This window comes from Chryseobacterium gossypii (assembly GCF_041361455.1).
GTDB classification, from domain to species: Bacteria; Bacteroidota; Bacteroidia; order Flavobacteriales; family Weeksellaceae; genus Chryseobacterium; species Chryseobacterium gossypii.
In genome coordinates this window covers 52,596-65,943 of sequence record NZ_JBGCUR010000005.1, presented here as the reverse complement: position 1 = coordinate 65,943, position 13,348 = coordinate 52,596, and the positions used below count along the sequence as shown (strand labels likewise).

Below are 13,348 nucleotides of genomic sequence, written 5' to 3'. Positions count from 1 at the left end.
TGACGTCGATAAACTCTGGCATTAAACAAAACATTCTTTAAATACAACTATGCCATCCAATAAAAATGCCCTTATCCGGTATAAGACCCTGGATAAATGCCTTAAAAACAGATACCGGAAATATACTCTGGAAGATCTTATTGATGCCTGTTCCGAAGCTTTATTTGAATTTGAAGGCAAAGAATCCTATGTAAGCAGGCGTACGGTACAGCTCGACCTCCAGAATATGCGTAGTGAAAAATTCGGCTATGAGGCGCCTATTGAGGTGTACGACCGGAAGTATTACCGGTACAGCGATCCTGATTACAGTATACATAATATCTCTGTTAATGAAAGTGATCTGAAGGCAATGAACAATGCCATTCAGATATTGAAACAGTTCAAAGACTTTTCAATGTTTAAAGAAATGAACGGAGTGATCCAGAAGCTCGAAGATTCTATCCATGCAACCAGCCAGAAATCTATAATCCATCTCGGTAAGAATGAACAGCTGAAAGGCCTGGAACATATTGATATCCTGTATGAAAGTATAGTGAATAAAAAAGTCCTGGATATTCTTTATAAAAGCTTTACAGCAAGGGAGTCCAGCCGTTTTATCGTTCATCCGCAATTATTGAAGGAATATAACAACCGCTGGTTTTTGATCTGCCTTTATAAAGGGAAAATGTATAATCTTGCTTTAGACAGGATGGAACATATTGAAGTTAAGGAACATATTGAGTATATTGATCTGCATCTTGACGGAGATGAGTATTTCAAGGATATAGTAGGGGTTACGGTTTCCGAAACGATGAAGCCCAGGAATGTGATATTTTTCGTAGATTCTTCCAATGCGCCTTATGTAAAAACCAAGCCCCTGCATAGAAGTCAGGAGATCCTGAGTGAAACGCAGGAAGGAACCCTGTTTAAAATCTGTGTCCAGATAAACTATGAGCTGGAAAGGCTCCTGCTTGGCTTTGGTGATGCTCTGGTCGTACACAAGCCGAGAAAGCTAAGATTAAGGATCCAGGAAAAATTCAGAATGGGAAGTATGAATTATCAAAACCTGGCTATTTCTGATGAGAATGAAGAAGCTTGAATTACCGTTTATAAGTTACTGGTTGATATACAAATTATCAATTCCTGCCGGAGATCAGCGAGCATAACGGATTTGATGCCGGTATGACCATAATGGCTCGGAAATTGTATTAATTATAGTATAAAAACCACATTATGAAATCTAGGATCTTTAAAGCATTGATTGCAATCATAGCACCCATAGCGATTGAATACGTCGTTAAGAAAATATCAGAGAAACTAAATAAAAAGCAGGAAGACAGGAAACAGATTCCTGTAGAAAATTGGGAGTAGCTAAAATTTAGGATTATTGAAAAGAGGCAGTCTTAAAAGATTGCCTCTTTTTTATTCATTTAATGAATATTTTTCCGGATAATCTTAAACGGATATTTAAATTTAATGGATTGATATTCATTATTTTGGGGTGTCTGCTGCTGTTAAAAAGATAAAAAAGGCCTTTGTTGGCACGATTTTTACAGCTTAATGGTAAGTAAAATTTAAAAATTAGAGTTATGAAAATGTTTAAACAGGTAGCTCTGCTTGCCGGTATTTTAACGGCTGGTGCAGTAAGTGCACAAAGTGCGCAGATGAATAACATGATTAAAGTAGGTGCTAACGTTGGTTTAGCGGTTCCTGCAGATAATCTTTCGGCTGCTGTCGGCGTGGATGTATCTTATCAGAACCTGATAACTCCTGGTTTCGGATTAGGTATTGCTACGGGATATACCCATTATTTCGGAAAAGACAATAACGGATACAATAATAACGATGTAGGGGTGATTCCTGTAGGCGCTTTGATCAGAGTATATCCAAAGCAAACCGGATTCTATTTCGGTACGGATCTGGGATATGGCTTTCTGGTTGGAAATGACAGGGTAGCTTCCAACAGTACTTTAAGCAGGCCGGACGGAGGTTTCTACATTAAACCTGAGATCGGATATCACAACAGAGACTGGAATTTCTTCGTACAATATCAGAAGGTATTTGTAGGAAATGACGGTGATTTACCGAACCAGGATTACAATGTGGGAAACATCGGACTGGGATTTTCGTATAATATTCCATTAGGAAAGTAGTTAGATTTTAATATAAACAATTATTAACCAAACCTTTTCATATTTTTGAGAAGGTTTTGTTTTGCCTTACAGTATTTACGAAAACAATTATTATATTTGATAAAATTTGTGATTATGAAATTGAATCCGAAATTTCCGCTTTATTTACCGGGGGTAAAGAACAGTAATAATGATAATATTTCCATTATAGGTGCCAATCTTCGTGAAGATATCACTACTTTAGGATATTTTATGTCCGCCAGCGAAGGTCTTGAAATGGAAACCCATAATAGCTATCCTACTAAAGAATATTCTTCTTTTTCCGATATTTTAAGAAAATTTATTCAGGATAACCATCTCGAAAATGTAAAACGTCTGGGAATGGCGGTTCCGGGACCTGTAATTAATGGCAAAAGCAGCCCGGCAAGATTAGGCTGGAGCCTGGATGTGGAAGATTTTAAAAGGGATTTCGGGTTTGAAGATGTCCGCATGCTTAATGACCTGGAAGCCTCAGCATACGGAATGGGGCTGCTTGAGGATAATGACCTGGAGCCAATCTATTCCAGCGGGCATCTGGAAAAGGGTAACGTGGCTATCCTGGCACCCGGTAACGGTCTTGGTGAGGCCGGATATTTCTTTGATGGAAAGTACCTGAGGCCGTTCGCAACCGAAGGAGGCCATTCCGAATTTTCTCCAAGAACGAATGTGGAAGTTGAATTTTATCAGTTCCTGAATAATCTTTACGGAATTGTGAGCTGGGAAAATGTGCTTTCTAAAACGGGATTGTTTAATATCTACCGGTTTTTAAGAGATGTTAAAAGGCATCCTGAACCGGAATGGCTGAGCGAGCGTTTAAGCAACGGGAATTTTGTTCAGGAATTGTACAGAGCAGCCGTTGAAGACGACGTGCTGATCTGTAAGATTGCCCTGGATACATTCCTGGAATTTCTGGCTAGAGAGGCCAACAACCTTACCCTGAAGCTTAAAGCTACGGGAAGCCTGCTGATTTCAGGGGATATACCGCAGACCATAAAAGATTATATAGATAAGGATAAATTCTATGAGAAATATAAGATAAGTGATAAGATGGAAGATATGTTGAGAAACATTCCGATATATCTTATCAAAACCAATAATACCGGACTGAACGGGGCGGCTCTCTATACCGCTTATTATCAGGAATAAAGAATCATCTCCGGATTTTCCGGAGTTTTTTTGCTGATATTATTCATAAAAATAATTGTTTTTATTGATATACATCAACAAAATCTATCTTGTGAGATGATTACATTTGCATTGTTAAACAACAAGTAAATAACTTTATTCAAATGAAAAAAATATTTTTATTAGCGGTTTTAGCTAGCGGTTTGAGTTTCGGACAAACAAAAAAAGTAGTGGCATCTGATGTACACTGGTGGGGTTACAAAGTAGCAAAATCTGAAGCAAGCTCTCATGATGGTACTGTGAAAGTGAAATCAGGAGAAATGGTGATGAAGGGAAATCAGCTTGTGGGAGGAACTTTTGTTCTGGATATGACCTCCATTAATTCAACGGATCTTACAGGGGAATATCAGGCCAAGCTTAATGGTCACCTTAAAAACGGGGATTTCTTTGAAGTTGAAAAATACCCTACGGCAACATTCAAGATCACTTCGGTAAAGAAAAATAATGATAAGATCTACAATTCCCTTGTAAGCGGAAACCTTACAGTGAAAGGGAAAACCAATCCAATCTCGTTCCCTGCCAAGATTTCTTACAGCAAAGGTGTAGTGAGCCTGGTATCTAATAAGTTCAGCTTCGACAGACAAAAGTTTGATGTTGCTTACAAGTCTACCATGCAGGATGTTTTTGTGAAAGATGACATCGATATGCTTGTAAAGGTGACTGCAAAATAATTTAACCAAAAAAAGATTGTTAAAAGTGTAGAAGTTCTACACTTTTTTTTATTTTTGTTAAATTGTAAATAAAAAAGAATGAAAAGATTACTATTGTTTGTTATGATGTGTGTGGGCATGTCATTTGCTTTTGCTCAGAAAAAAGGAGATAAGGTTGTAAAAGTTACTTCTTCCGAGATCAGATGGTGGGGATACAAAGTGGTGAAAACCGTGCCTTCCTCACATTCCGGAACAGTGAAACTGAAGAGCGGAAAGTTCAACTTTGATAAAACCGTTTTGGTTGACGGCGAATTTGTAATTGATATGAGGAGCCTGATGGCGGGAGACGTTTCTGAAGAAGATCAGATCAAACTTACCAATGATCTTAAGGGGCCAAATTTCTTTGATGTAAAAAAATTCCCGATCGCCAAATTTCATCTGACCAAAATCATTCCTTTGGCAAACAGCGAATACAACTCTACCATTTATGGAGATATTACGATCAAGGATGTGAGAAAAACAATTTCTTTTCCTGCTAATGTCTATATCACGCAATTTACCGTAATCATAGAGTCTGCCAAATTCTCATTGAACAGAAGAGATTTCAAGGTATTCTATCAGTCATCATTAAAAGACTATTTTATTAAGAATGAAATGGATATCCAATTTAAGATATCTACCGAAAAGCTTGATAATGAGAACAGAACTCCTGTAAAGAAAAAATAAGCAGTACATATATACTGTAGTAATAAAATGGACCGTTTTAAAAGCGGTCCATTTTTATTATTTTAGTGCTATGAAAGTTTATGTAGTAAGCGGGCTGGGCGCTGACTTTAAGGTCCTGGAACGGTTGTCTTTTCCGGAACATCTGGAAGTGGTCTTTATAGACTGGCTGATCCCGGAGAAAAATGAGCCGTTCCATACTTATGTCCAAAGAATGGCAGCCAGAATTGATGATTCAGAGCCCTTTTATTTATTAGGGTACTCCTTCGGTGGTATTATCGTACAGGAGATCAACAAGATAAAGCCCGCCCTGAAGGTCGTAATTCTGGGAAGCATCAGATCCCATAAGGAAAAGTCCAGATTGATCAGAACCGGTGAAGTTACAAAGATCGTCAGGATACTGCCTGTAAGGTTTTTCAATGAAAGAGCTACACGGATGTATTCTGTGGTAAGGAAGTTATTTGATCCTAAAAATCCCAGGCTATTACAGTATTTTAAAGTCAGGGACCCTTATTACCTGAAATGGTCCATAGAGCAGATTTCTTCCTGGAAGTGTGATGAAATACCCGGGGTGATCCAGATATTAGGAGACAAGGATATTGTATTCCCGGTTAAAAACTCCCGCCCTGATTATATTATTAAAGGGGGAACCCATCTCTTTCCGGCTACAAAATATAAAGAAGTTTCAAAGATCCTGAATGAAATATTTGTTAATTAATTGAATAAATACCCTTATTTTTTAGGAGGGTTTATTGGAATAATTATATGTTTTTCATAAATTATATTTAATTTTGATAGGGTTAAATATAAAATATTATGAAAATAGGTTTGAAATGGGTGGTTTCGTTTTCAATGATCGCCCTTATTGCCATAGGAGGATTGTTCTGGAGCCCTTTTAGTGATTTTCCCAATACCGGCGAGTTTTTGAGCGAAGCTAATATCGTAGGGGCTGATGTTGCCTGGATATTAGCTGCCGCAGGTCTGGTACTGCTCATGACGCCCGGCCTTTCTTTTTTCTATGGCGGGATGGTAGGAAAAAAGAATGTGATCTCTACTATGCTCCAGAGTTTTATCGCTTTGGGCGTTATTTCCATCTTATGGGTAGTGATAGGGTTTTCCTTGTCTTTCGGGGATTCTTTGGGCTTTACCATCAACGGCGAGCATTATGGAGTTATTGGAAATCCGCTGAGCTATCCTTTTTTCAGCCGGGTAGGGATACTGCCTCATAAAATGCTTGCTTCCACCATTCCTTTTGTGCTTTTCGCTTTATTTCAGATGAAGTTTGCGGTCATTACGCCGGCCCTGATCACGGGATCCTTTGCAGAACGGGTCCGTTTCATTTCCTATCTCTTATTCATAGTGCTTTTCAGTATTTTTATCTATACCCCGCTTTGCCATATGGTATGGTATCCTGATGGCCTCTTGAACAAATATTTCGGAGTGAAGGATTTTGCGGGAGGAACAGTTGTACATATGAGTGCCGGTTTTGCCGCATTAGCCGGGGCTTTGGTGTTGGGAAACAGAAAAAATCCGCACCATGAGCCATCCAATATCCCTTATGTGCTTCTGGGAACGGGGAAGCTTTGGTTCGGATGGTTCGGGTTTAATGCGGGATCAGCACTAAGTGCCAATGCGACGGCGGCCATAGCTTTCGGAACCACAACCATAGCGTCGGCATCAGCCATGATGACATGGATATTTTTTGACCGGATCAATGGAAGAAGTATATCCGCTATGGGAGCCTGCATTGGTGCTGTGGTAGGTCTTGTTGCCATAACACCGGGCTGCGGGTTCGTGTCTATTCCTGAAAGCCTGTTTATCGGATTTATTTCAGCTGTGGTTTCAAATCTCATGGTAAACTGGAACAGGCTTAAAAAAATTGATGACACACTGGATGTATTTGCATGCCATGGGGTAGGAGGGATTATGGGAATGATCCTTACTGCTGTTTTTGCCCATGGAGAGAATGCAAGCCTTCTTCATGGCGGGTTTGGGGTTTTTGCCCATCATATGGCCGCTTTACTTCTGGTTTCTGCATTTGCGTTTTTTGGTTCATTGTTTTTGTATAAAATCACAAACAGTATAATTACGTTAAGGGTATCTGAAGAATCGGAAAAAATGGGACTCGATTTGTCTCAGCATGAAGAAAAACTTTCGTAATTCAGAGGGATTATAAAAGGCTGTTTTATCTTGTACTGTAAGCTGATATGACTTATTTATTATGTATCTTTGTTCAGGAAAAGGGAATTATTTTTTATGGAGTCAATATCAGTTTTTGAAATTATTAAAGTAGGGATCGGCCCGTCAAGTTCACATACCATGGGTCCCTGGAACGCTGCAACATCTTTTATCAACCTGATCAGGAGAGAAAGATCAGTTGCGGAAGTAAAAGAAGTTTTCCTGGAGTTTTTCGGATCATTGGCTAAAACGGGGATCGGCCATGGGACGGATATCGCGGGAATGCTGGGGCTAAATGGCGAAAACTTCAAAACAATCGATACATCAAAGATCGATGAAAAGGTTGCAAAAATAAAACGTGATGAACGCCTGAACCTGGGTGGCGAAAAGGAGATCCCGTTCGTCTATGGCTATCATCTGGTTCTGAACATGCAGAGATCCTTGGAATACCATCCGAACGGAATGATATTTAAGGCTGTTTTTGAAGACGGTACCGAGCTGGTTCAGGATTATTATTCCGTAGGAGGAGGCTTTATTGCCACCCAGGAAAAAAACTCAATTGAAAAAGATTGCGTACGTACCCTATACCCCTGCCACCATGCTTCCGATATAATAAAATATTGTGAAAAATTCGGATTTCAGAAATTTTCAGATTTGATCCTTGTGAATGAAGAAAGCTGGAGAACGCAGGAAGAAACAAGAAAGGAGGCATTGTATATCTGGCAGCAGATCAAGGAATGCATCTATAAAGGAGTGAATAAGGAAGGAGTTCTTCCCGGCGGGCTTAATGTTTCCCGGCGGGCAGCGGGGATCAACAGAAAGCTTTTGGGAGATAAGATTTACAGAAATATTGATGAATGGTTCCAGCTGGTAGTGGATGCTGAAGAAAATTTCACCAATATCAATAAATGGATCGCCTGCTTTGCCCTTGCTGTTAATGAAGAGAATGCGAGTTTCGGAAGAATAATTACGGCGCCTACCAATGGGGCCAGCGGAGTGATCCCGGCTGTTCTGATGTATGCGCAGGCTTTTACCCCCTTCACCAGTGAAGATGATATCGTAAGGTTCCTTCTGGTTGCCGGTGAGATCGGAACATTATTCAAGAAAAATGCGACGATCTCTGCTGCAATGGGAGGCTGCCAGGCAGAAATAGGTGTTTCCTCGGCAATGGCCGCCGCAGGACTTACCGAAATCCTCGGAGGTAATATTGGCCAGGTGCTAATGGCTGCCGAGATTGCTATGGAACATCATTTGGGTCTGACCTGTGATCCGATAAAAGGCCTGGTTCAGATCCCTTGTATAGAAAGAAACACAATGGGAGCCATAAAAGCAATCACTGCGGCAAATATTGCCCTTGAAAGTGATCCTGCAAAGGCCAGAGTAACGCTGGATGAGGTTATCCAGACGATGTGGGAAACCGCCCAATCCATGAACGACAGGTTTAAAGAAACTTCCGAAGGCGGATTGGCTATTGCGGTCAATGTGCCGGAATGCTAAAATGCCCCTTAATATTTAAAAAATAATCTTAAATAAAATAAGAGGATTACTTATCCAGTATTCCTCTTATTTTATTGGCATTGGTGATCAATTCTTCCAGATATTCATAATTTTCCTTTTCCAAAGCGGATTTGAATTTTCTAAGCTGAGTGATATGCTCATTTAAAACATCCAGAACATTTTCCTTGTTTTGCCTGAAAATAGGGACCCACATTTCAGGATGCGATTTGGCCAGACGTACGGTGCTTGAAAAACCGGAACTTGCCAGCTGGAAAATGGTTTCTTCCTCACGTTCCTTTTCCAGGACAGTATTCGCCAGGGCATAAGAGGTAATATGAGAAATATGGGAAATATAGGCAGTATGAATATCATGGTCTTCCGCATTCATATAGATTAAATGCATATCCAGGCTTACGACAATCTTTTCAATCAGCTTCAGTGCATCTTCGGCTGATTCCTCCTTGTTGCAGATCACTCCCGCCCTTCCCGAAAAGCTGTCTGTAACAGCAGATTCAGGGCCACTGTTCTCCGTTCCCCACATCGGGTGAAAAGCTACGAACCTTGAACGGCTGTGGTGGCCTTTTACGGCATCTACAATCCCCGCTTTTGTAGAGCCCACATCCATTACCGTTTGGGCAGGTGTTAGCAGATCCAGGACTTTGGGCAGCAGCTCTCTGGCGGCATCTACGGGGATGGCCATAATGACCAGATCAGAATTTCTGATCCCGTATTCCAGATCTACTTTGGCATCAATTATTTTCAAGTCTAATGCATCATTCAGATGCTTATTACTGTTGTCAATTCCGTAAACGAAATCCGCGATTCCTTTTTTCTTCAGTTTTAGGGCAATGGAGCCGCCGATTAATCCTACACCGATAATACTTATTTTCATCTTTCTATTTTTTTAAATAAAAAAACCCCGTCCCAGGACGAGGTTTTAAGCTATATGCATAAGAATTCCTATCCCGGTTCCGAGGTAAAAATTCTGTAATAATATGTTCTGTTATCAGCAATCATGATACGAAGGTATAAAATAATTTTCAAATATGAAATATCTTTCTGTGGAATGAAATAAGCGGTTTATGGATCTCAGATATTATGGATAATAATTTACGGATTGGAAATAATCAGGGTTGAAGGAATATCCGATAACCACAGGCTTTTGGAATCTATGAGATTTTTCCAGCTTTTGCTGCTGATCAGCATCAGGTCCTGGGAATTCAGGAAGTCTTTTTCAATCTTTTTTTCGTTGTAAAGGGTAATGTGGTTTGGCGCTACCTGTTCAATACTTCTGATCAATTCCTTCACTTCGATATTGGTACGGATCTGCCCGGCCACATCAAGGATGATGATCTGTGAATTATTATTATTGATCAGTCTTTTGGCATATTCCAACAGGTAAAAATCGCTGAGGTTGAAGATCGGGACAAAGACTTTGTCCGCGGATTTGAAGTTCTTCTCAACCAGGACCCCTACGGGAATATTGGTTTTGTCTAAAATCTGAAGAGTGAAATCGTCAAAAGGAGAGTTGTTGAAGATGTTCCCTTTCCCTTTTACCGTATTGAGAAGTTTTTCCGGATTGATGATTTTGGTGGTAAATCCTAACAGCCTTCCCAATAAGCTGCCTTCATACATTGATTTTCCCAGCATGATCAGAAGCAGGTCATAGTTTCCTTTGTTCGTGATGTTGGTAAGATCATTTTCAATATCGGTGGACGCCTTGAAAAGGGTAGTTACTTCCAGTTTGAGGTCATGGGAGGTTTCGATCACATTTTCAAATTGCTCTTTTTCATAATTGTCTATGTCAAAGGCATGCAGTTCATCAACAGGGGCGATATTCATTGCTGTCACGCTTTTGTTTCCGTTCATTTTACGGGTGAAGCTGTCGGCAAGCTTCAGCAATGTACTCCCGGACTCTGCAGTCTCGAAAGAAAGCAGTACCCTGTATTTGGCATCGTCTTCCCGCTCATCTTCTATCATTGATTTTTTTCCTTTGAAAAGATAGTTGATGAGATCCAGGCAGGGTCCTGTCATAAAAGTTGTAAACAAAGCCATGATCACAAGCATAGCAAACAATTCCGGCCCTAAAACCCCTAAATCATAACCGATATTAAGAACAATAAGTTCGGTAAGTCCTCTTGTATTCATTAAGGCGCCTATGGTAAGGCTGTCTTTCCAGCTTATTTTCAGGAATTTTGCCGTGAGGGCGCTTCCCACGAATTTCCCGATCACAGCTGTAAGTATGATGAATCCGCCTATTTTCCAGAGGTGGCTGTCATTTAACAAGCCGATCTGGGTTCTTAATCCTGTAAAAACAAAAAACAGGGGAAGCAATAGAACCAGGGCGACATCTTCAATCTTTTCTATAAAAAGGTTTCTGAATTTTACGTTTTCAGGCATTATAGCTCCTGCCATAAAGGCCCCGAAAAGCGCATGAATCCCGATAACCTCTGTTGCATAGGAGGAAATGATCAGTATCAGGAAGAATATAGCGACCAGGGCTTTGCTGATGAAGCCTTTTCCTTTCTGGGATTCAGCGATCCTGTTCAGGAATGGTCTTACGGCTTTTATCATGATAAAGACGTATAGGATGGCCATTACAATAACGAATATTGAGCCCGAGAAAGAGCCTGCCTTTACTATGGCGATTACAGTTGCCAAAATACACCAGGCCGTAATATCATCAGCCGCAGCACAGGTGATAACAATGGTACCTATTTTTGTCTTATGAAGATTACGCTCCTGAACGATCCTTGCCAGCACAGGAAATGCCGTAATGCTCATGGCAATGGCAATAAACAGGGCAAAAGATGTGAACTGTATCCCTTCCGGAGCAAACTCCTGATAGATAAAATAAGAAAGGCCTATCCCTAAAGCGAACGGGATGATGATGCTTGCATGGCTGATCACTACGGCATCATGGGCTTTCTTTCTTAAAACGCTCAGATCCAGCTCCATTCCTACGATGTACATAAACAAAATAAGCCCGATCTGGCTAAGAAACTGCAGATTGCCTAAGGATTCCTTGGGGAAGAGAAACGCAGAAAATTCCGGGAAGTACATTCCTACGAGTGATGGTCCCAGAACAATACCCGCGATCATTTCTCCGATGACGGTCGGCTGCTTTATTTTCATGCATATCCATCCAAAAAGCCGGGCTACAAGAATGATAGTAACAATTTGTGCCAATAGCAGGGCGAGCGGATGATGAAGGTTGACCTTAAAAGATTCCGTAAAGTTTTCCCAGCTGGAGCCTGTATTGGCTTTGGTCACTATATTTTCTTTGATCTCCAGTGTCTGTCCCTCTATAATGAAAAAGTACATCAGACACGAGAAAACAGCGATAGTAGCGATATAAAAAATGATATTTCTGTATTTTCCCAAATTCATAACTCCATTATTTTGATGCAAATTTGGTAAGAATACCGGTATGAAAAATAAAAATAATTTTAAAATGTAATAAAAACGGTAAATTCTGCAATAAAATTTTTACGGCTTCGTCAGGTTATTCCCAAACAGCTCTGTCAGAGAATTTTTATAGGCTTCACCGATCTGCAATTTCAGGAAATGCTCGCCTTCAACGGGGATAGCGGTAATGATTTCACTGGTGGAAAATACTTTGATGGCGGAGAGAGCAATGATCTCTTTTTTGTTTACCTGGGCAAAGTCTCTGGCGGGAAGCATCTCCAGAAGATTTTTGAAGCTGAGGTTCTTCAGGACGATGGTAGTTCCGTCACTCAGAAGAATATCCTTATCACGGCTGTCTATGTCGGATGTTTTAATATAAACGATCTCATGAGTGAAGATAATGGTCTTGCCGATATTGGTGTTCCATTCGATGAAATCTTTTTTCTGCGGGCTGGCAAGTACCTCTTTTGCCTTCTCAAAAGCCTGGATGAGCCTTTCTTTTTTTATGGGCTTCCTTACATAATCCACCACATTCAGATCAAAAGCTTCGGCAGCATATTCCTTGTAAGCGGTTGTAAAGATGATTTTTTTTGATCCGGAAATTAATTCGGCAACCTGAAGGCCGTTCATACCGGGCATTTCAATATCGAGGATACAGACATTGCAGTCGAGACGGTCAATTTCGTTCAGAAAAATCTTGGGATCATTGAATGCCTTTATCACTTCCACATGATCAATCTGCTCACACAGAAGCTTCAGATAGCTGATAGCCAGCAATTCATCATCAAGAATAACGCATTTTATCATAAAATTCTCCCAAATAGATTTTTAATTCTGCCGTGAAGATACCGTTTTTTGAACTTTTATCCAGCTGGTAGTGATTGTTGTAGATCATTTTCAGCCGCTGATCCAGAGACTGGCTTCCGAAGCCGCTCTTTTCCTTTTCAAGAGTGCTTTTCAAAGAAGCCTTATTGCTGACCTTCATTGTGAAAATTCTGTTTTCAAGCTCCATATGGATGGAGATGAATGAATCCTGTGCAAGAAAATCCGTGTGCTTAAAAGCGTTCTCTATAAGGTCCACAGAAATTAAGGGAGCGAAAACTTTTTCCTCGTAGATAGCATCAGATTTATTGATCTTGAACCTGGTCCTGAAATCAAATAGTGGATTCACCTTGATTTTATTGATCTCGATAAGGCTTAAGGCGAAATTCAGTTCATCCTTAGGACTTACGAATTTGTTGTTGCTCTCATATAAAATATAGTCCAGAACATTGGCAAGCTTATCCAGAGACATATAGGTCTGGTAGGCATGTGACTGAACCGAATTTAATATGTTTTTAAATAAATGGGGATTTAGCTTGGTTCCGATATGCTCCAGCTGAACCTCATTCAGCCTTTGTTCAATGATTTTATGGGCTTCGGTCAGCTTGGCATTTCTTTGTTTCAGCCTTTTATTCTGAGCCAGAAGATAAATGTTTACCGTGAGAAAGAAGAAAATAGCAAAAACTCCAATGAATATCAGATAATCATGAATCATGTAGTAATTGCCTTCCATAC

The 13,348-nt window shown here is 40.2% G+C and carries 13 protein-coding genes; 9 read left to right on the top strand and 4 right to left on the bottom strand.

All coding sequences use genetic code 11. The features are described from left to right. The first annotated feature begins 49 nt into the window (after positions 1 to 49). From ABMQ40_RS04965 to ABMQ40_RS04925, 9 genes are all read left to right on the top strand, one after another. Positions 50 to 1,078, top strand: coding sequence for a helix-turn-helix transcriptional regulator (locus ABMQ40_RS04965; RefSeq protein WP_370897158.1), 1,029 nt, complete (start codon positions 50 to 52; stop codon positions 1,076 to 1,078). 134 nt (positions 1,079 to 1,212) lie between these two features. Beyond that, on the top strand, positions 1,213 to 1,350 hold the full coding sequence (locus ABMQ40_RS04960; RefSeq protein WP_370897156.1) for a hypothetical protein: 138 nt from the start codon (positions 1,213 to 1,215) through the stop codon (positions 1,348 to 1,350). A gap of 218 nt (positions 1,351 to 1,568) precedes the next feature. Continuing rightward, complete coding sequence (locus ABMQ40_RS04955) at positions 1,569 to 2,132, top strand: hypothetical protein (RefSeq protein ID WP_370897154.1); 564 nt, start codon at positions 1,569 to 1,571, stop codon at positions 2,130 to 2,132. Positions 2,133 to 2,246: 114 nt separating this feature from the next. Beyond that, entirely contained in the window at positions 2,247 to 3,296 is a 1,050-nt protein-coding gene (locus tag ABMQ40_RS04950) for a glucokinase (protein ID WP_370897152.1), read from the top strand. A gap of 143 nt (positions 3,297 to 3,439) precedes the next feature. After that, positions 3,440 to 4,006: a YceI family protein gene (locus tag ABMQ40_RS04945; RefSeq protein ID WP_370897150.1), complete on the top strand. Its 567-nt coding sequence runs from the start codon at positions 3,440 to 3,442 to the stop codon at positions 4,004 to 4,006. A gap of 78 nt (positions 4,007 to 4,084) precedes the next feature. Further along, positions 4,085 to 4,711, top strand: coding sequence for a YceI family protein (locus ABMQ40_RS04940; RefSeq protein WP_370897148.1), 627 nt, complete (start codon positions 4,085 to 4,087; stop codon positions 4,709 to 4,711). A gap of 70 nt (positions 4,712 to 4,781) precedes the next feature. Next, positions 4,782 to 5,426: an alpha/beta hydrolase family protein gene (locus ABMQ40_RS04935; protein WP_370897146.1), complete on the top strand. Its 645-nt coding sequence runs from the start codon at positions 4,782 to 4,784 to the stop codon at positions 5,424 to 5,426. A gap of 98 nt (positions 5,427 to 5,524) precedes the next feature. Beyond that, on the top strand, positions 5,525 to 6,868 hold the full coding sequence (locus tag ABMQ40_RS04930; RefSeq protein WP_370897144.1) for an ammonium transporter: 1,344 nt from the start codon (positions 5,525 to 5,527) through the stop codon (positions 6,866 to 6,868). 96 nt (positions 6,869 to 6,964) lie between these two features. Continuing rightward, positions 6,965 to 8,383, top strand: coding sequence for an L-serine ammonia-lyase (locus ABMQ40_RS04925; protein WP_370897142.1), 1,419 nt, complete (start codon positions 6,965 to 6,967; stop codon positions 8,381 to 8,383). Positions 8,384 to 8,429: 46 nt separating this feature from the next. Here ABMQ40_RS04925 and ABMQ40_RS04920 read toward each other — a convergent pair whose 3' ends face one another. The 4 genes from ABMQ40_RS04920 to ABMQ40_RS04905 form a co-directional block, all read right to left on the bottom strand. Beyond that, positions 8,430 to 9,275, bottom strand: coding sequence for a prephenate dehydrogenase (locus tag ABMQ40_RS04920; RefSeq protein WP_370897140.1), 846 nt, complete (start codon positions 9,273 to 9,275; stop codon positions 8,430 to 8,432). Positions 9,276 to 9,493: 218 nt separating this feature from the next. Further along, positions 9,494 to 11,773 carry a cation:proton antiporter gene (locus ABMQ40_RS04915; RefSeq protein WP_370897137.1) on the bottom strand — a complete coding sequence of 760 codons (2,280 nt, stop codon included), beginning with the start codon at positions 11,771 to 11,773 and terminating at the stop codon, positions 9,494 to 9,496. Positions 11,774 to 11,872: 99 nt separating this feature from the next. Next, on the bottom strand, positions 11,873 to 12,598 hold the full coding sequence (locus ABMQ40_RS04910) for a LytR/AlgR family response regulator transcription factor (protein WP_370897135.1): 726 nt from the start codon (positions 12,596 to 12,598) through the stop codon (positions 11,873 to 11,875). Beyond that, a complete protein-coding gene (locus tag ABMQ40_RS04905) occupies positions 12,576 to 13,346 on the bottom strand; it encodes a histidine kinase (RefSeq protein WP_370897133.1) in 771 nt (256 codons plus the stop codon). The genes ABMQ40_RS04910 and ABMQ40_RS04905 overlap by 23 nt, the downstream gene beginning before the upstream one ends. Between the last annotated feature and the right edge of the window lie 2 nt (positions 13,347 to 13,348).